The sequence below is a fragment of the Thermodesulfobacteriota bacterium genome (assembly GCA_040755095.1).
In the GTDB taxonomy this organism is placed as follows: domain Bacteria; phylum Desulfobacterota; class Desulfobulbia; order Desulfobulbales; family JBFMBH01; genus JBFMBH01.
In genome coordinates this window covers 1-24,632 of the sequence record JBFMBH010000053.1, presented here as the reverse complement: position 1 = coordinate 24,632, position 24,632 = coordinate 1, and the positions used below count along the sequence as shown (strand labels likewise).

Annotated in this window: 22 protein-coding genes; 11 read left to right on the top strand and 11 right to left on the bottom strand. The window is 70.9% G+C overall.

Features of this window, described 5'->3' with window-relative positions:
* Positions 1-305: 305 nt before the first annotated feature.
* Genes AB1634_09705 through AB1634_09670 form a run of 8 tightly spaced genes read left to right on the top strand, consistent with a single transcriptional unit; the run spans position 306 to position 5,275 of the window.
* Positions 306-728 carry a hypothetical protein gene (locus AB1634_09705; GenBank protein MEW6219791.1) on the top strand — a complete coding sequence of 141 codons (423 nt, stop codon included), beginning with the start codon at positions 306-308 and terminating at the stop codon, positions 726-728.
* Positions 725-1,015, top strand: a complete 291-nt coding sequence (locus tag AB1634_09700) for an AtpZ/AtpI family protein (GenBank protein ID MEW6219790.1) — start codon at positions 725-727, stop codon at positions 1,013-1,015. Before AB1634_09705 ends, AB1634_09700 begins: the two co-directional genes overlap by 4 nt.
* Positions 1,012-1,263, top strand: coding sequence for a hypothetical protein (locus tag AB1634_09695; GenBank protein ID MEW6219789.1), 252 nt, complete (start codon positions 1,012-1,014; stop codon positions 1,261-1,263). The genes AB1634_09700 and AB1634_09695 overlap by 4 nt, the downstream gene beginning before the upstream one ends.
* A complete protein-coding gene (atpB, locus tag AB1634_09690) occupies positions 1,260-1,934 on the top strand; it encodes a F0F1 ATP synthase subunit A (GenBank protein ID MEW6219788.1) in 675 nt (224 codons plus the stop codon). Before AB1634_09695 ends, atpB begins: the two co-directional genes overlap by 4 nt.
* The gene (locus tag AB1634_09685) at positions 1,931-2,197 is read left to right on the top strand and encodes a F0F1 ATP synthase subunit C (GenBank protein ID MEW6219787.1); all 267 of its coding nucleotides are present in this window, start codon (positions 1,931-1,933) and stop codon (positions 2,195-2,197) included. Before atpB ends, AB1634_09685 begins: the two co-directional genes overlap by 4 nt.
* Entirely contained in the window at positions 2,194-2,934 is a 741-nt protein-coding gene (locus AB1634_09680) for a hypothetical protein (protein ID MEW6219786.1), read from the top strand. The genes AB1634_09685 and AB1634_09680 overlap by 4 nt, the downstream gene beginning before the upstream one ends.
* The gene (locus tag AB1634_09675) at positions 2,931-4,448 is read left to right on the top strand and encodes a F0F1 ATP synthase subunit alpha (protein MEW6219785.1); all 1,518 of its coding nucleotides are present in this window, start codon (positions 2,931-2,933) and stop codon (positions 4,446-4,448) included. The genes AB1634_09680 and AB1634_09675 overlap by 4 nt, the downstream gene beginning before the upstream one ends.
* The gene (locus tag AB1634_09670; GenBank protein MEW6219784.1) at positions 4,445-5,275 is read left to right on the top strand and encodes a FoF1 ATP synthase subunit gamma; all 831 of its coding nucleotides are present in this window, start codon (positions 4,445-4,447) and stop codon (positions 5,273-5,275) included. Before AB1634_09675 ends, AB1634_09670 begins: the two co-directional genes overlap by 4 nt.
* Before the next feature lie 18 nt (positions 5,276-5,293).
* Here the strand turns inward: AB1634_09670 and AB1634_09665 are convergent, their stop codons facing one another.
* Together AB1634_09665 and AB1634_09660 are read right to left on the bottom strand one after the other, a co-directional pair.
* Positions 5,294-6,748, bottom strand: coding sequence for a methyl-accepting chemotaxis protein (locus tag AB1634_09665; GenBank protein ID MEW6219783.1), 1,455 nt, complete (start codon positions 6,746-6,748; stop codon positions 5,294-5,296).
* A 76-nt stretch (positions 6,749-6,824) separates the two neighbouring features.
* Positions 6,825-7,373: a hypothetical protein gene (locus AB1634_09660; protein ID MEW6219782.1), complete on the bottom strand. Its 549-nt coding sequence runs from the start codon at positions 7,371-7,373 to the stop codon at positions 6,825-6,827.
* 365 nt (positions 7,374-7,738) lie between these two features.
* Here AB1634_09660 and AB1634_09655 point away from each other — a divergent pair, with 365 nt between their 5' ends.
* From AB1634_09655 to AB1634_09645, 3 genes are all read left to right on the top strand, one after another.
* Positions 7,739-8,167, top strand: a complete 429-nt coding sequence (locus AB1634_09655; protein ID MEW6219781.1) for a peptidylprolyl isomerase — start codon at positions 7,739-7,741, stop codon at positions 8,165-8,167.
* 9 nt (positions 8,168-8,176) lie between these two features.
* Positions 8,177-8,476 (top strand): hypothetical protein, encoded by a 300-nt coding sequence (locus AB1634_09650; protein MEW6219780.1) that lies wholly within the window; start codon positions 8,177-8,179, stop codon positions 8,474-8,476.
* Positions 8,477-8,844: 368 nt separating this feature from the next.
* Entirely contained in the window at positions 8,845-10,110 is a 1,266-nt protein-coding gene (locus AB1634_09645) for a GGDEF domain-containing protein (GenBank protein MEW6219779.1), read from the top strand.
* On the opposite strand, the gene AB1634_09640 is transcribed toward AB1634_09645, so the two are convergent.
* From AB1634_09640 to AB1634_09600, 9 genes are all read right to left on the bottom strand, one after another.
* Positions 10,107-12,371 (bottom strand): 2-phospho-L-lactate transferase CofD family protein, encoded by a 2,265-nt coding sequence (locus AB1634_09640; protein ID MEW6219778.1) that lies wholly within the window; start codon positions 12,369-12,371, stop codon positions 10,107-10,109. The two genes, AB1634_09645 and AB1634_09640, sit on opposite strands and share 4 nt — an antisense overlap.
* A gap of 40 nt (positions 12,372-12,411) precedes the next feature.
* A complete protein-coding gene (gene mdh / locus AB1634_09635) occupies positions 12,412-13,338 on the bottom strand; it encodes a malate dehydrogenase (protein ID MEW6219777.1) in 927 nt (308 codons plus the stop codon).
* A 17-nt stretch (positions 13,339-13,355) separates the two neighbouring features.
* A complete protein-coding gene (locus AB1634_09630) occupies positions 13,356-13,706 on the bottom strand; it encodes a DMT family protein (GenBank protein ID MEW6219776.1) in 351 nt (116 codons plus the stop codon).
* 42 nt (positions 13,707-13,748) lie between these two features.
* Positions 13,749-14,531, bottom strand: coding sequence for a 3-deoxy-manno-octulosonate cytidylyltransferase (kdsB, locus tag AB1634_09625; protein ID MEW6219775.1), 783 nt, complete (start codon positions 14,529-14,531; stop codon positions 13,749-13,751).
* Between the two features lie 15 nt (positions 14,532-14,546).
* Entirely contained in the window at positions 14,547-15,749 is a 1,203-nt protein-coding gene (locus tag AB1634_09620; protein ID MEW6219774.1) for a DegT/DnrJ/EryC1/StrS family aminotransferase, read from the bottom strand.
* Between the two features lie 74 nt (positions 15,750-15,823).
* A complete protein-coding gene (locus tag AB1634_09615) occupies positions 15,824-16,996 on the bottom strand; it encodes an iron-containing alcohol dehydrogenase (protein MEW6219773.1) in 1,173 nt (390 codons plus the stop codon).
* A 134-nt stretch (positions 16,997-17,130) separates the two neighbouring features.
* Complete coding sequence (locus tag AB1634_09610; protein MEW6219772.1) at positions 17,131-17,361, bottom strand: hypothetical protein; 231 nt, start codon at positions 17,359-17,361, stop codon at positions 17,131-17,133.
* Between the two features lie 156 nt (positions 17,362-17,517).
* Positions 17,518-22,338: a PQQ-binding-like beta-propeller repeat protein gene (locus tag AB1634_09605; protein MEW6219771.1), complete on the bottom strand. Its 4,821-nt coding sequence runs from the start codon at positions 22,336-22,338 to the stop codon at positions 17,518-17,520.
* Between the two features lie 151 nt (positions 22,339-22,489).
* Positions 22,490-24,632, bottom strand: a 2,143-nt coding sequence (locus AB1634_09600) for a hypothetical protein (GenBank protein ID MEW6219770.1), incomplete at its 5' end; no start/stop codon positions are given.

Below are 24,632 nucleotides of genomic sequence, written 5' to 3'. Positions count from 1 at the left end.
GCGACATCCACCCAGACCTCCCGAGGCCAGGTGGTCCGACGTCCTGTCCAGGGGGACGGGGATGATGGGAGGTCGGGCTCGGGCGCCGGACCGGGGCGGCCGGCGGGCCGGACTGTTGACTCCCGCCGCTCGGTCGTTCTAGCCTGCTGGCAGGTTGGCGGCGGGGTGCTGCTCCGCGATCGCCGGCTGCTGGAGGCCTGCGCATGACACGACCTGACCTGACACCCCATGACCGGCACCCTGGCCCAGGGAGCGTTTCTCGCCGGAAGGCCGGTGGCGGCGCGGGACCGCCGCGGCGCTGGCCCATGGCTAGGCCGCCGCTCCATTTCGTGATCCGCACCCCGGGTCGGGTGGTCCTGGAGGCGGACCTCTTCGCGGTTCGCATTCCCACGGTGACCGGCCAGGTGGGGCTGCGGCCGGGGGGCGAGCCGTGTCTGGTGGCGGTGGAGCCGGGCCTGGTGCTGCTCCGGGCCGCGGATGCCGTCTCCTATGCCGGCACGGCCGGTGGGCTGCTGCGGCTGGACGGCGGCCAGGCCAGCCTTCTGACCCCCCTGGCGGTGGTGGGCGGCGAGCTTGCCGCGGTGATCGCCGAGCTGGATCAGGCCCTGGCCTTGCCGGGTGCGGAGCAGGAGGCCCGGGTGGCTCTGGGCCGCCTGGAGCGGAGCATCCTCCAGGAGATGGGACGGGAGGCCCGGACCGGCCCCCGCGCCCTGGGAGAGGACCGGTGACCATCCCTACCCTCCATCGCCGTGCCGATTCCCGGGCCGCTCTCGGCCGGGATGCCGCCCGCCGGCAGCGGCGGGAGCACGGGGCGCGGAGCTTCTGGCAGTCCCTGGGCCTGGCGGGCATGGTGGGCTGGCCCATCGCCCTGGCCGCGGGCGGCGGCGCCTGGCTGGGGCACGCCCTGGACCGGCGCTGGCAGACCGGGGTGCACGCCACCCTGCTGTTCCTGACCCTGGGCACCGCCCTGGGCGGGCTGGTGGCCTGGCGGGCCTTGCGAGGCAGGAAGCCATGACGGCATGGGCCTGGCTGTGGCTGCCGGCGGGCCTGGCCCTGGGGGCCGGGCAGGCGCTGTGGCTGCTGGCCGGCGTCCGGCGGCCGGGACCCGGTCTGGCGGTGGCCGGGCTCCTGCGCCTGGTGGCGGTGGGGCTGGCGCTTGTTGTGGCCGCGCTCTACGGCGGCATCGTGCCGGCCGCTCTGGGCTGGGGGGTGGGCTTCTTCTGCGGGGTTTGCTTCCTGCGCCGGCGGCGGGAGGGATCATGAGGCTGCACATCTTCGGCGATCCGGTGGTCTTCCTCCTGGGCCCGGTGCCGGTCACCGGCACCATGCTGGTCTCGGCGGCGGTGAGCGTGGCGCTGGTGGTCGCCGCCGGGCTCCTGGCCCGCCGGGTGGTCCGGGGGAGCCATGACGACTGGGCCATCCTGGCGATCCTGGCCGTGGAATGGCTCGACGAGCTGGTCCGGGGTATCGTCGGCCGCGACCATCCCCGGGTGGCGACCCTGGCCGGCACCCTCTTCCTCTTCATCGCTGCCTGCAACCTGGCGGGACAGCTCCCGGGGCTGCGGCCGGCCACCGGCAGCCTGGCCACCACCTCGGCCCTGGCCGCGGTGGTCTTCCTGGCAGTGCCGGTGGCCGGCATCGTGCGCCACGGGCTGGCCGGCTATCTGGGGCACTACGTCCGGCCCAACCCGCTCTTTCTCCCCTTGCATCTCATCTCCGAGCTGTCCCGCACCATCGCCCTGGCGGTGCGCCTGTTCGGCAACATCATGTCCGGCCATCTGGTGGTGGGGCTGCTGGTGGCCCTGGCCGGCTTTCTGGTCCCGACACCCATGATGGCCCTGGATGTCCTGATCGGGCTGCTGCAGGCCTACATCTTCACCGTGCTGGCCACGGTGTACATCGGTGCCGCCCTGGGGGCGGAGGAGGGAGCATGAGCGACCAGACCCTGATTGCCGTGGCCTCCATTGCCGCGGCCGCCCTGGCCATGGGCCTGGGGGCCATCGCCGCGGCCCTGGGCGAAAGCCGCATCGGCGCCGCGGCCATGGACGCCTTGGCCCGCCAGCCGGACGAGGCGGGGTCCATCACCCGCACCCTGTTCGTCTCCCTGGCCATGGTGGAGTCCACCGCCATCTTCTGCCTGGTCATCGCCCTCATCCTGCTCTTCGCCAACCCCTTTGCCCTGGTCGCCGGGGGATGACCGCCGTGTCGCCCTTTGCCAGCACCTTTCTCTTCGAGACCGCCAATGTCCTGGTCCTGGCCTGGGCGCTGGGCTGGCTGTTCTTGAAGCCGGTGCGCCGGGCCCTGGCCGAACGGCGGGCCGACCTCCAGGCCCGGCAGGAGGAGGCCGCGGCGCAGGAGGCGGCCGCCGGCCGGCTGCTGGCCGAGGCCCAGGCCCGGCAGCAGGCCCTGCAGGCCGAGCTGGATCGCCTGCGGCAGGAAAGCCGCGAGCGGGCGCGCCAGGAGGCGGCGGCGCTGGTGGCCGCCAGTCGCGCCCAGGCCGAGGCGACCCGGGCGACCATCCTCGGCGAGGCGGCGCATCTGGAGGCGGAGGAGGAGGCCCGCCTGGCCCAGGCGTTGGCGCTGGCCGCCGGCGAGGTGGTGGGCCGCCTGCTGGCGGAGATCGGCGGCCCGGATCTGGATGCGGCCCTGCTGGCCGCCGCCGGCCGGCAGCTGGCCGGATGGGCAGCCGCGGCCGGACCGGTGACGGTGGAGGCGGCCCGGCCCCTGGGGGAGGAGGAGCGGACCGCGCTGGCCCAGGCCCTGGAGCCGGCCAGCGAGCTGCGCTACCGGGTGCTGCCGGAGCTGGTGGGCGGGGTGCGCATCGTGACCCCCCAGGGGCAGGTGGATGCCACAGTGGCGGGTCTGGCCGCCTTTGCCGGCCGGGCCTTGACTGACCGGCTGGCGGCAGCGGCCAGGGACGGCAGCTGGTCATGACCGGGAAGGCGCACCGGCTGGCGTCGGCCCTGGCCACCGCGGTGGCGACCGTTTCCCTGGCCGAGCAGCTGCGGCCCCGGGGGGTGGTCCAGCGGGTCGGCGACGGGGTGGCCTTCATCGCCGGTCTGCCGGGGGTACGCTACGAGGAGATGCTGGCCTTCGATGCCGGCGGCCTGGGCATGGCCTACGATCTGGGGCCGGAGGGGGTGGGCGCCTTGCTTCTGGCGGCGCCCCGCCAGGTGCGGCAGGGGGAGGGGGTGGTGGGCCTGGGCCGGCTGCCGGAGGTGCCTGTGGGCGCCGCCACCCTGGGGCGGGTGATGGACCCCCTGGGCCACCCCCTGGATGAGGGGCCGCCCATCGCGCCAGCCGAGCGCCTGCCCCTCTTCCGGCCCGCGCCGGAGATCCCGGAGCGCCGCAATGTCGACACCCCGCTGGCCACCGGCGTGCTGGCCATCGATGCCGCCATCCCCATCGGCCGCGGCCAGCGGGAGCTCATTATCGGCGACCGCAACGTGGGCAAGACCTCCCTGGCCCTGGATGTGGTGGCCGCGCAGGTGCCGGGGGAGGTGGCCGCGGTGTACGTGGTCATCGGCCAGCCCATGTCCCGGGTTCTGGAGATCCGCAGCACGCTGGAGCGGGCAGGCCGGCTCGGCAACACCGCCCTCATCGCGGCCCAGGCCGCGGCCAGCCCCGGCCTCCAGTACCTGGCCCCGTACGCCGGCGCCTCGGTGGCCGAGTGGTTCCGGGAGCGCGGGCAGGACGCCCTGGTGGTCTACGACGACCTGACCAAGCACGCCGACGCCTACCGGGAGCTGGCCCTGCTCCTGGACCGGCCGCCGGGCCGGGAGGCCTATCCGGGGGACATCTTCCATATCCATGCCGAGCTCCTGGAGCGGGCGGCGGTGCTGGCCCAGGATCGGGGCGGTGGCTCGGTCACCGCCCTGCCCCTGGCCGAGACCACGGACGGCGACATCTCCACCTACATCCCCACCAACCTCATCTCCATCACCGACGGCCAGATGTACCTGGACACCGGCCGCTGGGAGCGGGGCCAGCGACCGGCCATCGACATCGGCCGCAGCGTGTCGCGGATCGGCGCCAAGGCCCAGCCCCCGGCTTTGCGCGCCGTGGCCCGGAATCTGCGCATCCAGCTGGCCCGCTTCGAGTCCCTGGAGCGGCTGGCCCGGGTCGGCCTGGACATGGACATCGCCACCCGGAAGAGCCTGGCGCAAGGGAGCACCCTCCGCACCCTGCTGCGCCAGGGCCGCATGGCGCCCCGCGGCTACGCCGAGCAGGTGCTGGCCCTGGCGGCGGTCAGTGAGGGCTGGCTGGGTGATCTGGCCCCCTGGCAGGCGCCTTTCCTGGTAGCGGCGCTGGTGGAGCTGGCCCGGCGGGAGCTGCCGGAGCTTACGGCCAGTCTGGAGAAAGGGCAGCTGCCGGCAACCGGTTGGCCGGAGGCGGTGGCGGACCTGGTGCCCCGGGCCCGGCAGGCGGTGCCGGAGGCCAGGCCATGAGGCGGGAGCTGGCCCTGCAGCAGCGGTTGGCCCTTTTGGCCACCCTGGAGGATGCGGTCAGCGCCATGCAGGCCCTGGCGGCCCATCACTTCCGGCTGCTCCGCCAGGCCCTGCCGGCGGCCCGGCGCTACCGGCAGGAGATCGAGGCCATGCGGGCGGTGCTGCCCCCGGCCGCTCCCCGGCAGGAGCGGCTACCGGCGGCGGGCCTCCTGGCCATGGCCTCGGATCTGGGGCTGTGTGGCGACTACAACGCCCGCCTCGCCCAGGAGGCGGTGGCGGCCCACGGCCGCCTGGGCCTGGGACCGGTCTACCTGGTGGGACGCCGGCTGGTGCCGCGCCTGGCCCGGGCAGGCCTGACCCCGGCCAGGAGCTACGAGGCCCCGGCCAGTCTCGACGGCCTGGCCCCCTTGCTGCTGCGCCTGGTGCAAGACCTGGCCGCCGACGTCCAGGACGGCCGGCTGGGTGGCCTGCATCTCTTGGCCGCCCGCTTCGACGGCGTCGGCCACTCCACACCGGTCATCACCCGCCTGCTGCCGGTGGCGCCCCAGGAGGCCACCCCGTGCCCCGGACCCTCGCCCTATGTGCCGGCCGATCACCTGGCCGGGGTGGTGGTGCGGGAGCTGTTGTACATCACCCTCCACGAGACCATGCTGGACGCCCTGGCCGCCGAGCAGGGCATGCGGCTGGCCGCCGCGGAAGGGGCACGGCAGTGGCTGGCCAGCGGCCGGGCCCGGGTCCAGCGCCAGCTGGCCGCCAGCCGCAGCGAGGCCGCCACCCAGGAGATCCTGGACATCGTTGCCGGCAGCCGGCGGCGAGGGGAGCGCTGAAGAACGGAGGCCGGATGGTCACGCCGGCCTGGGGATGCGGAGCCGGTGGGCCCCGGCCTCGGGTGCAGCCAGGCTGCTGCCTGGTCCGGTGGCGTGCAGGAGCCGTTGCAGATCCCGCACCGTGGCCTGCAGATGGCCGGTCTGCTGGCCCAAGGCCTGGGCGACCGCTGCCGTCTCCTCGGCCGAGGCGGCGGTGGCCTGGGTGACCTTGTCGATCTCGGCGAGACTGGTGTCGATCTGGCCGATGCCCTGGGCCTGCTCCTGGGACGAGGCGGCGATGCCGGAGATCAGGGTGTCGATCGTGCGCACCCGATGGGCGATGGCGTCAAAGGTGGCACCCACCTCCTGGCTGACGCTGACCCCGTTGTCGGCCCTGGCGCTGGCCTCGGCAATGAGCTGGGCGCTTTCCTGGGCTGCCCGGGCGCTACGCTGGGCCAGGCTGCGCACCTCCTCGGCCACCACCGCGAAGCCCAAGCCGGCCTCACCGGCCCGGGCCGCCTCCACCGCGGCGTTCAGGGCCAGGAGATTGGTCTGGAAGGCGATCTCGTCGATGGCCTTGACGATGCGGCCCACCTGGGCGCTGGCGGCCTTGATCTCGTCCATGGCGCCGGCCATCCGCCGCACCTGCTCGACCCCGGCCTCGGCAGCGCTGCGGGCCTCACTGCCTACCTGGCGTACGTTCTCCGCGTTCTCGGCGGATGATCGCACCATGCTCTCGATCTCGGCCATGGCGGCGGTGGTCTCTTCCACCGCAGCCGCCCCCTGGCCGCTGCCCTGGGCCAGGGCGTGACTGGAGGCCACCATCTCATCGGCGGCGTGGCCGATCGCCAGGGTCACCTCCTGCAGCCTGTCGGCCGCACCGGTGAGGCGCCTGGTCGTCTCCCGCCACAGCTGCCAGCCCACCGCGGCGAGGACCAGCAGACCAGCACCAACGGCCCCGGCCGTGGCGCTGACCTGGCGGCGAATCCGGGCTTGTGTCTCGGCGAGGCTCCTGGCCGCGCGCTCCCGGGCCAGGGCCTGCCGCCGGTCGATGGCGGCCATCAGGGCCTCGAAGGCCGGGTTCGCCTCCTCGATGGCAAACTGGATAGCCACCGCCTGGCTGCCTTGCAGAAAGGTGGCCACCACCTTGCTGTTGGCGGCGGTCAGGGTCGCCAGGGCGGCAACCGCCTCCTCGCCATCGGCCAATGCCCCCAGGGAGGCCCGGGCATCGGCGATCACCCGATCATTTCTGGCCATGAGCTGCTCGATGCGGTCAATGTCCTCGCTGCGGAGCAGCTCCTGCACCGTGGCCTGGACCTGGGCCGCGTCCTGCACCAGCTGGAACACCTGTTGGCCTTCCGCGGCCTGCTGATCCAGCAGCTGCCGCCCTTCGGCCGCCACCCGCTGGATCAGCCAGCCGGCAGCTCCGGCGGTGGCGGCAGTGATGACCAGGGTCAGGAGGAGGAGCAGCAGCAGCTTGCGGGAGATACCCATGGCGAAAAAGCCTCCTGAGGCGGGATGGCGGGACAGGCCCGGCATCCCGCCTGACGAGACAACGGTGTGGCGCGGGCTAAAGCTTGGCGATGCTGAGGCCGATGACGATGGAGCCGATGGGGGTGGCGCCGTCCAGCACCGGCAGCCCGATCTGGACCTGCAGCTGGCCGGTGGACTCATCCACCTCCGCCGGTCCCTGCCAGGTCTTGCCGGCCATGGGCTCGTCGTGCTTGGCCTTGCCCTTGTGGCTCCAGCTGGTGGTCTTGGCCAGGAAGGCGACCTTGCCGCCATCGGCGCCGGAGACAAAGATCTCGCTCACCGTGTCGTCCTTCGTGGACTTGAGATGCGTCGCCAGCTCGTTCTTGGCCAGACCCCGCACAAAGGGATCGAGAACGGTGAGGGCCTTCCAGGCCTCGTTGGTCATGGTCCTGGCCTCGGCTGGCGGGTTGGCGTTGTAAGCCTTGACCGCAGCGACCACAGCCGGGTCGGTGCTCCAGGCCTGGAAGGCCTGCACCTTGGCAGCCAGCTTGGCCTGCTGGTCCGGGGTCAGGCCTTCGGCAGCGCAAGGGGAGGTGAAAAAAAGGCCGAGAACCAGGGGGACGAGGATGGCGCAGGCGTGTCGCATGGCAAAGGCTCCTTGCTGGCAGGTCGTGGCGAAGGCCGGCACCGCCGAGCGCGGTCCGGGGTTGCACGCTGGTCGGAACTGGATGGAGGATCCGGGCCAGGGCGGCCCGTCGTGCCAAGACACCGCCGGAACCGCTGGCTGGGTGCCGTTGACCGCAATGACTTAGCTTCCCAGAAAACCGCCAAACATGTCAATGGACTTCACATCTGACCAGGGATCCGATCCGTGGTGATCCGGCCGGTTGGGGCCGGCAGCGCGGGGGCCAACCGAGACGCCGGCGCCCCGGGCGGCGCCGAGATCTTGACAGCGCCATTTCCGGAAAATAGAGTGGCAAGCCTGGGTGATCAGAACACCGGGAGGCAGCCATGGCACAGGTGAAGAAGGGCTCGAAGGTCAGGATCGTTTACACCGGCAAGCTCAAGGACGGCTCGGTCTTCGAGAGCAATGTCGGCAAGCCGCCCCTGGAGCTGGTGGCCGGCAAAGGCAAGGCGCTCAAGGGCTTCGAGCAGGCGCTCCTGGGCATGAGCCTGGGCCAGACGAAGACCGTGACGCTCAAGCCTGCCGACGCCTATGGCGCCAGGGATCCGGCCCTGGTGTGGACCGTGGCCGCCGCCGAGCTGCCGGCGGGCTGCGCGCGGGAAACCGGCACAGAGGTCGCCTTCCGGCGGGCCGACGGCACCGAGGTGGAGGGCCGCATCGTCCGGATCGAGGCAGACCAGGTGACCGTGGACGGCAACCACCCCCTGGCCGGCCGCAACCTGACCTTCGAGATCAAGGTGGTGGGGCTCGGGTGAGGGACGGCCATGGCCGCCGAGACGGATCTCAAGGCCCGCTGCCTGGAGAGGCTGGCCGGCATCAGCCTGGACGAAATCCATCGGAAGCACATCGCCGAGATCCTGACTGAGCTGGACTGCCCCAAGGCCTTCCGTTGCGTGGAGCAGGGCTTTGTCCAGCTGTGCCGGGCGGTGGACGTCGGCCGCGCCACCTACCTGGCCTGCTTCGAGCCGCTTCCGGCCGCCTGCCGCTTCGCCTTGGATCTGGGTGGCGAGCACTACTGCCGCTGCCCCTTGCGGGTCTACCTCATGAAGCACCTGCAGCGCTAGCCGCCCTGTTCGCCCTTTCCTGGCCGCATCCTTCATCCTTCATCCTTGCCCCTTGCCCCTTGCCCCTTGCCATCCTGCCTGCAGCTGTCGCCGTGCTGCTGCCGCATATTCGATAAGCAGAGGCCCGGTCAATTCGGCTTCGACCACGTGGGCACCCAGGCGTCAACGGGGTGGGCGATCGCCCGCAGGGCGACGCATGCGTCGCCCTCTGTGCGCCCGCTTGCAGGACCAAAGCATCCAGCCCGGCGCCGGCCTTGTCGAATATCCAGGTGCTGCCGCCGGCCGTTTGTTCCCCGGCCGGGCCATGGTGTATGATGGCATCGATGAGGACTCGCGGCCGCGACAGACCACAGACCGCCGGAGGTCACATGCACGACGAGCTGGTCTTTCGGGCGCATCGGCGCCGGGGCCCCCAGGGGCTGTTGCAGCTCTTTGCCCTGTTGTCCCTGGGTGCCATCGTGCTCATCATGGTCTTCACCGGTCTGGGGATCACCAGGGTCTCCGAGCGCTCGGTCATCGGCGACGCGGAGCGGACGGCGGTGGGCATTGGCCGGGCGATCTTTACCCAGGAAAGCGGCCATCTTCTCGGTCAGGGCCCGGGGGGCAAGCCGATGCTGGTCGTCAGCCCCGAGGGGCTTGCCACCCTTGACCGCCGGATGACCGGCTATCTGGCCCCCTTCAACATGCTCAGGATCAAGTTTTTTGCGCCGGACAAGGAGATCGTCTACAGCACCGACCACGGGATCATCGGCCAGAAGGATGCGGACAACACGACCCTGGGTGCGGCGCTCACCGGCCAGACCGTGTCCAGGCTCACCCGGAAAGGCTCGATCCTGGACCTGGCAGGCGAGCAGCGCTACCAGGTGGACGTGGTGGAGACCTGTCTTCCCGTCATCACCCCGGCGGGCCAGATCGCCGGCGCCGTCGAGGTGTCCGTGGATGTCACCCCGGCCCTGCGGCAGCTCAAGGCCACGGCCACCTCCTCTCTGGTGGTGCTGCTGGTGGTCCTGACCGTCGCCTTCGGTGTGCTCTGTGCCCTGATGGCCGTGGCCACTCGCGAGCTGGCCGACGCCCGGCGTCACCTGGAGGAGATGGCGGTCACCGATGGCCTGACCACGGTGGCCAATCGCCGCTTCCTCATGGCCCGACTGGACGAGGAGCACGAGCGCGTCCGGCGGGGCTTTGCCGACGCCCTGGGCCTGGTGATGGTGGACATCGACCACTTCAAGTGGGTCAACGATGCCTTCGGCCATCAGACCGGGGACGAGGTGCTGAAGGCGGTGGGCCAACGGCTGCGCCAGACGGTCCGCCGCTATGACTTGGTGGGGCGCTACGGTGGCGAGGAGTTTCTGCTTCTCCTGCCCAACACCGGAGCTGCCGAGGTGCAGGCGGTGGCCGAACGGGTGTGGGCCGCCATCCGCGGTACGCCGGTGGCCCGGGATGCCGGGGAGCCGGTGGCGGTGACCGCCAGCCTGGGGCTGGCGGTGGCCACCCGGGAGGACCGGGAGCCGGCGATGGCCCTGGCCCGGGCCGACGCCGCCCTCTACCGCGCCAAGCACAGTGGGCGGGACCGGATCTGCGGGCTTGCGACCGCCGGCCGCCAGAGGTCAGGTGGGCGAGAGGAGGCGGTCTAGGCCGGCAGCGGCCGGCGGTCCCCGAAGACCCGCTCCCGGAAGAAGTCGATGAGACCCTGCCGGCGGACCAGAATGCGGCCCTGCTCGTGGATGAGGTCCGACACCCGGTTCTTGACGATGGTCATCTTGTAGTCGATGTGGGCCTCGAAGCGGTTGTCCAGGTACCAGGCGAACAGAAGACCGAAGAGAAGACCCGGCGGCGTGAAGCCCTCCGGCCCGCTCACCAGCCGCTGGTAGCGGCGAGGCACCGTGACGGACGGCCGCAGCCGCGCCAGCGTCAGATAGTCGTCCAGCTCGGCGTCGGTGAACAGGCACTGGCGCTCGGCCGCCGGCCGCACGGTCAGGAAGAACACCTTGCCCAGTTCCTCCCCCTCGAAGGCGATGGCCTCCATCCGTTTGTCCGCCGCGTAGTTGCCCAGGAGCGACTGGCCCAGGGCCACCAGAAAGGCCACCTCGAAGCGGTCCGGCCGCTCCCAGACATCCTCCCGGATCTTCACCAGCCGCGTTTCCGGCTCGTAGAACGAGAAGACATTGTCCCATTCCTGGCTGCGGGGCCAGGCGCCGGCCGCCACCGGCACGATGCCGTCCAGATAGGCCAGGTGCATCAGGCGGATGTCCCGATGCCGCCACAGGATGGCGGTGATGCGGGACAGGCAAGCCGGCGGCAGGCGGAGGGCGGCCAGGCGCTGCCGGATGGCGGCCAGGCGGGCGGCCGGGGTCTGGCGGTCGGGGTGGAGGACCGCCGGAGGCTCGGGCAGGGCAGCGGCCAGGGCTGCCGGCCCTGCCGGCAGCTCGTCCCGGATCGCCCACAGCACCCGGAAGGTGCGGGCCATGGTGGCCGGATCGTGCTGGATGACCCGCCGCTCCCGCAAGGCCTGCGGGGAGAAGAGCATGGCCGCGATGGGCTCGAAGCCCAGTCTCCGCACCGCCTCCCGGTCCAGGTAGATGGGCACCTTGTTCTCCACGGCATAGGACTGGAGCACATGGCCGGGGATGTGCTGGAGACCGGTGGTGAGGACGAGCTGAAACAGGCCGTGCACGCCGCCGGGGATGTTGCGCTGGTAAGCCTTGAGCAGGTCGGAGACGTGGAAGCGCCGCTCGGGGTGCTCCCGGGCGCTGTCGGTCTCCCCTTCCTGGACCCAGAGGTTGGCGACCAGGATCTTCAACGCCCTGGTGTTGGCCCGCACCGCTGCCGCCAGACCGGGCACCTGCAGGACCGGCACGATGCTGGTGAACAGGCTGCCCGGGGCGAAGGCGATGATATCGGCCTCGGCCACGGCGGCCAGCACCTCGGCAGGGACCGCCGGCGGCCCGGCGAACTCCACCAGCACCCGATCCACGGGATAGCCGCGAAGGGCGGTGCCGCTCTTGGCCTCGCCGGTCACCAGGACGCCGTTGGCGTAGAGGACCTTGATCTGGGCCGGGGTGAGGGTGCAGGGCAGGACCCCGAAGGGGTTGGCGGCCAGGAAGCAGGCCAGGGTCTGCAGGCCCTTCAGGACCGCCTCCGGCCCGGGGTGCGCGTCGCTGATGCCGGCACCGTTGTTGGGCGCATAGGCCGCCGCGGCCAGGAGCAGGTTGCCCAGGCACTGGGGCCGGGCCAGGGTGGGCGCAAGGCGGGGGTCGGCGAAAAGGGCGCGCACCAGCGGCGCCAGGCCCCGCCACATGGCCGGGGGCATGGCCTCGGGATCCACGCCGGCCGCCTCCAGGAGGGCCGCCGCCGACAAGGGCGGCTCCTGGAAGCGGTGGTTGAAGAGCCGGAAGAGGAGGGCGGCCAGGGCCCGGGCCTGCTGGCCGGTCAGGCCATAGCGCTCCATGAGCTGCTGCTCCTGGATCGAGGCCAGGAGCACGTGCCGCAGATCCCCCAGGGCCACCAGGGGCAGGTCTTTGAGGATCTCGCCGGTGGAGCCGCCGTCGTCGGTGACGCAGACCACCGAGGTGGTGTGGGGGAAGAGCTCCTTGAGGCCCCGGAAAGGCGACGCCGTCCAGGCCGGGTTGCGGGAGTCACCGCCCACCAGGTTGGCGAGCCCGGTGCCGCCGCCAAACAGCACCACCCGCACCTGCCGGGTGTCGGTGGCGGCCAGCAGCCGGCCGATGGCTGCCAGCTCGGTGCCGATGGCGCCGGCTGCGGCCGGCGGCCCCAGCTGATCCAGCTCGATGAGCTTCTCCGCCAGGCTCTCCTGGGGGATGAGATCGAGCGGGCAGAAGCGCCGGTCCGCCAGGGTCGCCAGGGCCTGGCTCAATGCCGCCGGGGCCGCAGTCATGGCGCCCGGGAATCCGGCGGGCAGGGGCGGGCCCACGGCGTCACAGGCCCGTGGCCGCCATCTGCTCCCGGACCGCCCGCTCCGAGGCGGCCAGGGCTGCCTGCTCCTCGCCGGTGAGCGGGAATTCGATGATCCGCTCCACCCCCCGCCGGCCCAGCACCACCGGTACGCCCAGGAAGCAGCCGGCGATGCCGAACTCCCCGTCCAGATACGCCGCGCACGGCAGCACCCGCCGGCTGTCGGTCAGGATGGCCTCCGCCATCCCGATCACCGCCAGGGCCGGGGTGTAGAAGGCGGAGCCGGTCTTGAGCAGCCCGACGATCTCACCGCCGCCATGCTGGGTGCGGTGGACGACGGCGGCCAGCTCCTCGGCGGACAAGAGATCGGTCACCGGCACGCCGCCCACACTGGCCAGCCGGGTGAGGGGCAGCATGTTGTCGCCGTGGATGCCCATCACCAGGGCGGTGACGTCCCGGGGCGCCACCCCCAGGGCCTGGGCCAGGAAGAGACGGTAGCGGGCCGAATCCAGCACCCCGGCCATGCCGATCACCCGCTCCCGGGCGAAGCCCGAGACCTTGAAGGCGGTGTAGACCATGGCGTCGATGGGGTTGGTGACCACCAGCAGCACCGCCTCGGGGGCATAGCGCGCCACCTCTTCGCTGCAGGCGCGGACGATGGCCACGTTTTTGGCCAGAAGGTCGTCCCGGCTCATGCCCGGCTTCCTGGCCAGACCGGCGGTGATGATCACGACATCAGCGCCGGCCAGGGCCGCAAAGTCGTTGGCGCCCCGGATGCCGTGGGCAAAGCCGGCCAGGGGCGCTGACTGGGCGAGATCCAGGGCCTTGCCCTGGGGCATGCCCTCCACGACATCGACGAGGGCGACCTCGCCCAGTCCCTTGGTCATGGCCCAGTGGGCCGCGGTGGCGCCGACATTGCCGGCGCCGATGATGGCGATCTTCTTGGTCATGGCAAAGGGTCCTTGGCTTACGCCAACTGGCTGCGGAAGACAAAGTAGACGGCGCCCACCAGGCAAAGGCCCGCCCACAGGTAATCCAGCTTCAACGGCTCGCGCAGGTAGAACAACGAAAAGGGGACAAAGACGCTCAAGGTGATCACTTCCTGAATGATCTTCAGCTGGCCGACGGACAGCACCGTGTAGCCGATCCGGTTGGCTGGCACCTGCAGCAGGTATTCAAACAGGGCGATGCCCCAGCTGACCAGCGAGGCGACGATCCACACCTTGTGGCCCAGCTCCTTGAGGTGGGCGTACCAGGCAAAGGTCATGAAGACGTTGCTGCAGATGAGAAGAACGATCGTCGACGCCAATGGGTGCACGTGCGGTCTCCCTTGCGGCCGGCCCCGGGCAGGGCGGCGGCCTCAACAGCGAGCCGGCGGCCCGGCGGCCGCCTGCCGCAGACATTCCTCCACCCGGGCCACATCGGCCGGGGTGTCCACCTCGATGGAGTCGTGGCCGGTCTCCACCACCCGGATCCGGAAGCCGTGCTCCAGGGCCCGGAGCTGCTCCAGCCGCTCCCGCCGCTCCCAGTCCCCTTCCGGCAGGCCGACGAAGATGGTGAGAAACCCTTTGCGGTAGGCGTAGAAGCCCAGGTGCTTGTAGAACGGGCCGGGCCTGCCGCCGTCCCGGTCAAAGGGGATGGTGGCCCGGGAGAAGTAGAGGGCGTTCCCCTGCCGGTCGAAGACGGTCTTGACGTGGTTGGGATCCCGAATCTCCTCGGGCCGGCGGATCCGGTAGATCAGGGTGGCCATGGGCAGATCCGGCTCGGCCAGCATGGGCCGGGTCAGCTCGTCGATGACCGCGGGCGGAAACAGGGGCTGGTCGCCCTGGATGTTGACCACAATGTCCTGGTCGGAGAGGCGAAGAAGCCCGGCCGCCTCGGCCAGCCGGTCGGTGCCGGTGGGGTGGCTTTCCCGGGTCAGGACCACCTCGCCGCCGAAGCCCCGGACGCAGGCGGCGATCCGCTCGTCGTCGGTGGCCACCACCACCCGGGACAGGCTGGCTACCTGGCAGGCCCGCCGGTAGACGTGCTCGATCATCGGCCGGCCGAGGATGGCGGCCAGGGGCTTGCCGGGAAAGCGGCTCGACTGGTGGCGGGCGGGGATCAGGGCCACCACCTGGGGCGAGGCAAGGGTTTCGGCCATGGCACCGCGGGATGGCTAGAGGCGCGCGGCGGCGCCGATGGCGTCCGCCAGCTGCCGGAGCCGCTCCTCGGAGAGCCGCACCGGGATCTGGTAGCCCAGGCAGCGGGACATGAGGGCGGTGGAGGCGGGCAGGGCCGCCGGGTCGTAGAGGGCGCGGCTGCGGCCGTCCGGCTCCTTGAAGGGCCAGCCGCTGGCGGTGACGGTGGCGCCTGCCACCAGGTGCTCCCAGCGGGGGTAGAAGTGCCAGGTGTTGCTGCCAAAGGGGATGGCGCCAGCGCCGTGCTCCCGGAGAACGGCGTTGACCCGGGTGGTCTGTTCCGCATCCGGCAGGAAGAAGCACAGGAAGGTGGCGGTGTCGCCGGCCGGGTCCAGGATCTCCCGGAAGCTTATGCCGGGGATGCGGGCGAGAAGCTCCTGCAGCCGGGCATGGTGCGTCTTCTGGGCCGCGATCATGGCCGGCAGCTTGGCCAGCTGGGCGCAGCCGATGGCGCCTTGCAGCTCCATCATCCGGTAGTTGAAGCCCACGAACCGCCGGCCCTCGCCGCCCCGGGCGCCGGGGTTGGGCACATGGTCGTGGCCGTGGTCGTGGTACTCGCTCATGGCCCGCCACAGCTCGGCATCGCCGGTGATGATCATCCCGCCCTCGCCGCAGGTCATGGTCTTGACCGCGTCGAAGGAGAAGGTGCCGCAGCGGCCGAAGGTGCCCAGCATGCGGCCAAGAAGGGCGCCACCGGCGCTCTGGGCCGTATCCTCGATCACCGGGATGCCGTGGCGGTTGGCCACCGCCATGATCTCCTGGATCCGGGCCTGGGCACCCAGCATGTGCACCGGGATGATGGCCCGGGTCCGGGGGGTGATTCTCTTCTCCAGGTCCGCGGGATCCATGTTGAGGGTGGCATCGATCTCGGTGAAGACCGGCACCGCGCCGGCGTCCAGGATGGCCTCCCAGGTGGCCACAAAGGTGAAGCCCTGGGTGATGACCTCGTCGCCGGGGCCGACCCCCAGGCAGGCCAGGGCCACCTTCAGGGCCGCGGTGCCGGAGGTGACCGCCTGGGCATGGGCGCAGCCGCAGAAGGCGGCAAAGCGCTCCTCGAAGGTCCGCACCTTGTAGATGCCCCGCCGCTCATTGGGAAACTCGTAGCGGAAAAGGACCCCGGTCTCCAGGACCTCCAGGATCTCCTTCTTCTCTTCCTCGCCAAAGACCTCGAATCCGGGCATGGGGGGTCTCCTGCCTCCGACAATGGTCAAACGCTACCGTGAACGACGAGCCGCAGAATGCCCAACAAGGAATTTCAGACACCGGCCAGGGCCTGCTGGTAGACGGCGATCACCTCATCCCGGGTCGGCCGCCGGGGGTTGTTCTCCACCGGCCGGGTGACGGTGAGGGCGATGTCCGCCATCTTCGGGATGTCCTCGGCCGGGATGCCCAGGGCCGCCAGGGTGGAGGGGATGCCGATGTCCCGGTTGAGGCGCCGCACCGCCTGCACCGCGGCCTCCGCTCCCTCCCGGGCCGAGATCTGGGGGGGGGCCGCTTCCATGGCCCAGGCCACGGTGCGGAAGCGGTCCGGGACCGCAACCAGGTTGTAGTCCATGACATAGGGCAGGAGCACCGCGTTGGCCAGGCCGTGGGGGATGCGGTGCATGCCGCCCATGGGGTAGGCCATGGCATGCACCAGGCCGACGCCGGCGGTGGCCAGAGCCTGGCCGCCCAGGAGGCTGCCCAGGAGCATGGAGCTTCTGGCTTCGAGGTTGCGGCCATTGGCGCAGGCCGGCCCCAGGCAGCGGCTGATGAGGGTGATGGCCTCCAGGGCATAGAGATCCGAGACCGCATTGGCCTGCACCGAGACGAAGGCCTCCAGGGCATGGGTGAAGGCGTCGATGCCGGTGTAGGCCGTGACCGTCTTGGGCAGGCTGACGGTCAGGCTCGGATCCAGGATGGCGGTGTTGGGATAAAGAAAATCGGAGTTGATGCCGCCCTTGGACTGGGTCTTCTCGTTGATGAACACCGCGGTGAAGGTGACCTCGGCGCCGGTGCCGGCGGTGGTGGGCACCATGATGGTGGGCAGGCCAGGCCTTTTCACCTTGCCCAGGCCCAGGTAGTCCTCGGCCGCGCCGCCATTGGTGGCCAGCATGGCCGCCGCCTTGGCGACATCCATGGCCGAGCCGCCGCCAGCCCCCACCACCACATCACAGCCCTCGCCGACGGCCAGGGCCGCCGCCTCGTCCGCCAGGCGCAGGCTGGGCTCCGGATCCACCCGGTCGAAGGGCACGAAGGCCAGGCCGGCCGCAGTCAGAGGCGCGGTGATCTTCTCCACGAGGTTGGCTGCGGCCAGGCCCGGGTCCAGGACCAGGAGAATCTTCGCGCCCAGGAGGTCACCCACCGAGCGGGGAAGGTCGTTGATGCTGCCAACACCGAAAAGGATCCGGGTGGGCAGGGAAATCCGGAAGGACTGGCTCGCGTTCATGGCGCCACCTCGGGGGCAAAGCATCAGGGGAAGGCTGACCGGAGGCCGCCCGCCGGGGCGGCCTTCCGTTCCGGAGCCGGATTATAGCTGATGACCGAACGGGTTGAAAGGGCTTTCGGGCATGCCGCCGGCCCTCAAGCCCCCTCCGGCAGCCCGTCGAAGAGCTCCACCAGGCCACTCTCCAGGGAGTACTCCGCCGGCACCCGGGAGTCCGAGCAGCCCAGGACGATGGCCAGAGGCGCCTGGCCGGCCGCCAGCTCCGAGCGGCGGGTGTGGGACAGGAGCGCGTCGAGGCTCCTGACGTTGTCGGCAAAGCGCCGATTTCCTGCCCGCAGCCGGGCCAAGGCCTCGACACCGGTCAGCATGATGCGTCTCCTCTCTTTTTCTGTTCCCATGACTCCCACAGCTCCCATGGACCCATGAACCCATGGGACCTATAGGACCTATAGGACTTATGGGAGACCACCATGGCCAACTTCCGGCGTTGCACCCATTGGGGTACGGCCGGTCCTGGCCGCTCATCAGGGAGCGGGGGCCTGGCCCTCCCGGACCTGGAGCCGGAGGCTGTCGACCCAGGTCCTGGCCCCGGACACCGCGAAGTGGAAGGTGTAGCTGCCGGCGGGCAGCCGGCTGTCCAGGACGGTGATCGGGTCGACATCCACCAGCGGCCCCCGCAGGAGGCGCCGCACCCCAGGGATGACCCGGAGGGGCCTGGTCACCAGGGAGGCGAGGTGCCCGTCCCGCTCGACGAGCAGAAACCAGTCGTTCCGTTCCCCGGCACGGCTGCCGGCATCCAGCGCGATGGACAGCGCCACCGGCTGATCGGTGGTGAGGGCCAGCGGGCCATCCTGATTGTTGCCTCTGATGTCCGGCCGGGGGGCACGAACCGTGTCGTCGAACAGGATGGCCACCCGCTCCACGGTGACCTCCCCGGAGGCCAACGCCTGGTTGCCCTTGAAGATCTCGGCATGGACCGCGAGCTCCCCTTTCACCTCGTAGGTCTGACCCGCGTAGAGATGGGTCCAGGTAGGGGCGCCGGCCAGCCGATGGGTCATGGTCACGGTGGCGGACCGGCTGTCCTGCCCGGGCTGATGGACGAAATCGATGCTGTCCAGCTCCTGCTTGTAGACGAGAATCCAGCCGTAAAGCCGGCTGTCCGCCGAGCCGCCGCCCATGGCCTGCGGCGTCAGGGCGTCGAAGTCCACGGCCAGCTGGTACCGGAGGGTGATGGCGATGGTGGCATCGGCGACGGTGGCGCCGTAGGGCCCCTCCTCGACCCGGAAGCGCACGCCAGCCCAGGCCTGGGCTTGGCCGCTTTCGTACGGGCCCACGTCCACGCTGGCCGTGGCGTTCTGGCCATCGGACCAGCCGCCGCCAGCGACCTCCCGGATATTCCCGGCAGTCCACACGGTGTCTTCTCCCAGGCGGACGACGAATTCCTGGCCCTCCGGCAGGGGACCTTGTCCCCAGCCGGACAGGGGGATCTCCACCCGGGGGCTGTCGGGGTCGCTGGTCTCCACCACCAGTCGTTCCTGGAAGTGACCGGCGGTGGTGGGAGAGAAGAACAGAACGAAGAAGGCGGTGTCGCCGGCAGGGATGATCCGGGGCAGATCTGCCACCGGGCTCACGGTTGGGGCGTCAAGGTCAAGGTTGAAATCGAGCGGGTCGGAAAGCCCGATCCCGGAGACCACCATGGCGGTGGAGTGAGTGTTGTGGATGGCCATGGTCAGCGGGGCTCCGGCCTGGCCGGTCTCCACCGAGCCGAAAGACACCGCGGCCGGTGACACCAGGGTGTCCGTCACCTGCACCTCGGTCAGGTCGCTGGCTTCGAGCCCGTTCTCATCGGTGACGGTCAGCCGAAAGAGCAGCGTGGCACCGGCGGCGCCCACGGTCGGGGCCCGGAAGGCTGGTCGCGGATCGGTGGGATCGGAGAGCGCGACCGGCGGGCCAGACAGCTGTTGCCAGCGGAAGAGGAGGGGGCCGCCCGAGGCGGAGGCAGAGCCTTCCCCGGACAGGGCGACTGGCTCGCCCTCGGCGGCCAGGATGTCATCACCAGCCTTGGCACCAGGGTAGCAGGGAGCAACAGGGGTGGCGGCCACGCCGCTGCGGCGATAGTCGTGGCCGGGCATGGGCCAGGCGGAGGCGGCCGGACCCGGCGACAGGCCGGAGAGGGCGAAGAACGAGCCGAAGCTGGTGCCGAAATAGAGCGACCCGTCAGGGCCGATCAGAGGCGAGGACGCCACCGGCGACCCGGCGTCGAAGGTCCAGCTCAGGGTGCCATGGGGGTTCACGGCGTAAAGCTTGCCATCCGCGGCACCGAAGAAGACGGTGCCGTACGCGCCGATCGCGGGGGCGGCAAGAAGTCCGCCGCCGGCCCGGAAGGACCACAGCTGGACGCCTTCCGGGCTCAGGGCACGGAGCTCGCCGTCTTCCGCCCCGATCAGGATCGTGCCGTCCTCGCTCAGGACCGGGCCCCGATTCAGCCGGGCGCCGGCCTCGAAGAACCAGCGCTCGGCGCCATCCGGGCCGATGGCATAGAGGCGCTTGCCGCCATAGCCCATGCTGCCCACATAGACCACCCCGTCCGGACCGATGGCCGGGGTGGACTCCACCCAGTACGGCAGCTCCGGGGTGAAGATCCACTTGATCCCTCCTTGCGGGTCCAGGGCGTAGAGCAGACCGGTGCCCGTACCCACATGGATCGTGCCGTCGGCAGCGATGGCTGGGGTCGTGCTGGGTGTTCCCACCACGGTCGCCCATTTCCGGGTGCCGTCCGGGCTCAGGGCGTAGAGCTTGCCACCGGCGAAATCGTTTCCCTCGCCCGGCTCCCGGGAGCCGAAGTAGATGGTGCCATCCGGGCCTATGGCCGGCGACGACCAGGTCCAGCCCTCCCCTGCGGCCCAGGCCGGCTCCTGAAAGACCCATTTCTCCTCCCCGTCCGGGGTCAGGGCGTAGAATTTCTGGCCATAGACCGGGGTGACATAGATCGTCCCGTCCAGAGCCACCGCCGGGGCGGCGTTGGCGGCATCACCTTCGATGTCGTGCTGCCACTTCACGGTGCCATCGGAGCGGAAGGCATAGAGCTGCCACAGGTTGGTGCCGGGCGGCCGCTCGTTGGAGCCGGCATAGAGGTCGCCGTTGGCACCCATGGCTGGGGTGCCGCCCCCGGACGAGGGGTGCTCCCAGATGATCTCCGCCGGTCGGCCTGGCGGGTCGCCGACCCCCACCAGCCGCAGCTCGCGACCTGCGGCCTCGGTATCGTTGGTGCGCAAGGCGATGGTGGCATCCTTGAGGCCGGGGCCGGCCGGACAAAACCCGATGGCCAGGGTGCACTGCCCCCCTGGCGCCAAGGTCCTGCAGGCGGACAGGTCGTCCGGGGGCAGGAAGGCCTCGGCCTGGGGACCTGCCACGGTCACGCCGTCGATGGTGAGGAGCTCGTCGCCGGTGTTGGTGATGGTCAGCTCCTGGGCCGCCGCGCAGGTCCCCATGGCGATGTTGCCGAAATCCAGGGTCCACTGGGCCAGGGCCAGGGCGGGCCCGACATGGAGTGCCGTTGCCGTGGAGTACCAGCTTTCATGGCCTGAGGTCTGGGCCTCGTTGACGATGGTCAGGGGATCATCATCCTCTCCCAGGTACTGGTGGTCGTAGGCCGAGACGGCGACGCGGTAGCTGCCGCTCAGGCCGGTGAGCTCGGCCGAGGTGCGGTTGCCCACATCGAGGACATGGTCGTAGCCGGTGCCAGGGCCTTGGGCCCAGTACAGCCGGTAGCCGGCGACATCCGGCTCCGGATTCGGCTGCCAGGTGAAGGTCACCTGGCCATCCACCGCTTCTTTCCGTGCGGTCAGGCCGCGGGGCGGGGACACGGGAGCCTCGGTCTCCGGCACCCCTGCAAAGGGCAGGAAATCGGCGACACCGAGGGTGGCGTCATCCTGCCAGTCGTGGATTTCGGCCGCGATGGCGGTCTGGTTGCTGGTCCCCCAGAAGTTGTCTTCCGCGGCCAGGGGGGGCGAATTCATCCCCGTGAAGACATAGAGCTCAAACCCCATGTTGTTGAACAGGTTGTTGTCGCGGATGACGAGCGGCCCGGTGTAGGTCCAGCCCGAATAGGCCACCATGAAGCCGGCCACCGGGTCGACGGTGTTGGCCGCCTGGTTGCCACAGATGGTGTTGAGGGCGATGGTGCCGCCGCTGTTGGGCGCATTCAGATGGAGACCGGTCACCCGGGGCTGACCCGTGCTGCCAACCTGGCCGGCGGAAGCGATGTTGTTGACCACGGCGTTGCCTGTGACCAGCGAGTGCGAGGCGGTCACCTGCAGGCCGGCACCGTTGGCACTGGCAGCGCTGGAGAGGTTCTCGGCCACCACGTTGTGGGCAATCTCCGGGTCGCTGTCTGCGCCGCCTGACTGACTGATGCCGCCGCCGTCACCGTCCGAGCTGTTGCCCACCACGACGTTGCCGGTGATGACACAGGAGCGGCCGGCGATGCCGCCGCCGTCCGAGCCACGGCTGATGTTGCCCCGCACCAGGTTGCCCTGGATCACCGCACCGGTGGCGTAGATGCCGCCCCCGCCGTTGGCCGCGTTCTCGGCCACCAGGTTGTTGGTGACGAGGATCGGCGTCTCGGAGCTGCCGGAGGCGAGGATGCCGCCACCCCTCTGGTAATAGCCGCCCCAGCCATCATGGGTGAAGCTGTTGTTGGTGATCCGGTTGCCATCGATGATGACCGGCTCGCTGCTCTGCACCCGGATGCCACCGCCACCGGCCTCGGTACCGCTGCAGGTGTTCCAGGCAATGGTGCTGTTGCGGATGATCGCCGCTCCGCCGTGATGGATCTCGATGCCCCGGCTGCGGTTGCGGATGATCTGGCAATGGCTGATCAGGGGTGAGGCGCTGTCGATGATGATGGCGCCGTTGTCCTCGACGGCCAGACCACCGGCCCCGGTGACCAGGCAATGCTCGAGGACCGAGCCCGCCAGGTAGCCGCCCTGCGCATCCAGCTCCGCCGCGGTGCTGCCCGGGCGGAACAGGATGTAGCCCCAAGGCTGCCAGGGCGCCGTTGCCCGGAACCGGATCGGTGCCTCGGCGGTGCCGCGGGCCTGCAGGGTCCCTTCCACCTGGATGGCGAACGGGCCGTCGAAGAGCACCTCCACCCCGGGCTCGATGATCAAGGTTGCTTCGGGGGCCACCGACACCCCGCCCGTGACCCGGTGCGGGGTATCGGCCTCGCGCCACGTCGTCTCCTGGTCGATCACACCGCTGACCTCGGTCGCAGCGCGCCCGTCCTGGGTCCAGCCCACGAGCCCGAGCACGAGCCCGGTAACGATCATCCCCAGCCATCGCATCGTCGTGCCTCCTGCTGCTTCCTGGTCATGGCCTTGCGGGAAAGGCTCGGCATGCGCTCCCTGTGACTGGGCGAGCCTCCAGCCAAGACAATGGCCACCGGCGCGCAAAACCGAGCCGGTGGCCATTGGAGTGCGGGATGGGATGAAGCCGTCAGCTGTTGCCAAGCCTCCGGCGCAGGCCGGCCAGGGCCAGGCAGCCGCTGCCCAGGAGCCAGAGCGCGCCCGGAATCGGCACCGGTGGGCCGGAGCCCAGGGTCGAGTTGCCGGCCAGGATGTCGAAGCGCCAGCCCTCGCCCAGGTCATGGGTGGTGAGATCAAGATAGAAGGTGAGATCGAGATTGCCGACCAGGCCGTCTTGCCAGGAGCCCAGGTCCAGGGTGTTATCGGTGAAATAGGCGGTGGCGGTGCCCAGGTCGGTGAAGGTGGTATCCACCGCCCAGCTGCCCTCCATGGCCACCCGGAAGCGCAGGGAGTCGAAGCCGTCCAGGCCCCAGTCCAGATTGTAGAGCCCGACCAGGAGGCTCTGGTCGGAAAGGCCGCTCATATCGAGATCGATGTCGATCATGCTGCTGAAGGTCCGGCTCTGGCCAGAGCCGCTCAAGGGGTAGGCGGCCCCCATGGAGCCCAGAAGGAGCATGTCGCTGCTGCCGCCGATATCGAAGTTCTGGCGCACCGACGGGTGGCCGGCCAGGCTCCGGCGCACATCGTTGTCTTGCGGCAGGCCGGTGGCAAAGGCAAAGGCCTGGAGACCGGAAGACGCCACCGGGGCGAGCTGTCCCACCGCAGACCACGAGGCGGCCGACACGGTGCTCGCCACCGGTGCGGTGGCGGTGGTGCGCAGAGAGGTCACCCTGCCCTGATTGGCGGTAGCCGCCGTGGTGGCCGAGCCGCTGCTGCCGGTGGCGGTGGCGGTGGCCAGGGCCGTGCCGCCGGTCCGGCCGCTGCCGCCTTCCGCGGTGGCCGCGGCATGGACATAGCCCAGGCCGGTGCCCGTGGCCGCGGCCCGGGCGTTGCCGCCGGCACCCCGGGCATAGCCCGATGAGCCCACCCCGCCCCCGCCGCCCCGGGCAGTGCTGGATGCGGTGACCGACTGGCTGCCGGCATTGCTGCCGGTGGCCCGGGAATCGGCATCGCCACCCGCGCCGCCGTCTCCGACGCCGTTGGAGTAGATGCCGCCACCGGCGCCACCGTAGGCCGTGTCACTCACCCCCACCGCGCTGTTGCCGGTGGCGGTGCCGGTGGACTGGCTGCTGGCAGAGCCGCCGGCCCCGGCCTGGCGAGCGGCGCCGGCATAGTAGCCATGGCCGCCGGCCCCACCCTGGGCCGAGCCGTAGGAGACCACCGTGTTGTTGTCGCCCGTGGTGGCAGCCTCGGCCAAGGAGATGGCGCCACCGCCGCCACCACCATTGGCGCCGTAGTAGCCCACCCCGCCGGCGCCGCCCAGGGCGTTGCTGTCGGCCCGGGCTGCACCGGCGTCGTTGCTGGCGTTGGCCGTGGCCGTGGCGCTGGCGCCTGCTACGGCCGTGCCGCTACTGGAGGAGCGGTATCCGCCGCCGCCGCCCTGGGCCGTTGTTTCGACATACAGGGAGCCGCCGCCGCTCTTCGTCTTGGTGAGGCGGCTTTCAGCGGTGCCGGCGCTGCCACCGGCACCGTCGAAGGCGTTGCCACTGTCGCCACCGTAGGCATGCTGGTACAGATTGGTGGCGCCGGTGGTGGTGCCGTCCACCGCATCGGTGAGGGAAACTGCGGCGCCACTGCCCGCCGCGCCGCTGGTGCCGGAGGCGGCGCTGCCACCGCTCCCGCCCCGGGCCGAGCCGGTCACGGACACGGTGCCGCCATCCGAGGTGCCGCTCACCGCGCCCAGACTGACGCCGCCGCCGTCACCGGCCGTGCCGGCGCCGGTGCCGCCCCCTCCCTGGCCGCCGGTGGCGGTGACATGAGCAGTCACATTCCTGGCGGCCGCCGAGCTGAGGGCGGCGCTGGCCGTGGCGCTGCCGCCATGGCTGGCCGTGATGCCGCTGCCGCCGCGACCGCCGGTGGCCGCGATCTGGCCGTTGATCGTGCCGCCGCCGGTGTTGGCGGCGGTGAGGCTGGAGGAGGCGTTGCCGGCCTGGCCGGCGCTGCCGGTATCACTGGCGCCGCCATCGCCGGCAGCGGCGGTCTGGGTCAGGGTAAGGCCACCGGCAGTGGCCCCGCTCACCCCATCCGTGAGGATGGAAGGGGCGCCGGCACCACCGGTGGCGCCATCGGAGCCGGCGCCGCCATCCCCACCGGTCTGGCTGGCGGCAACCGAG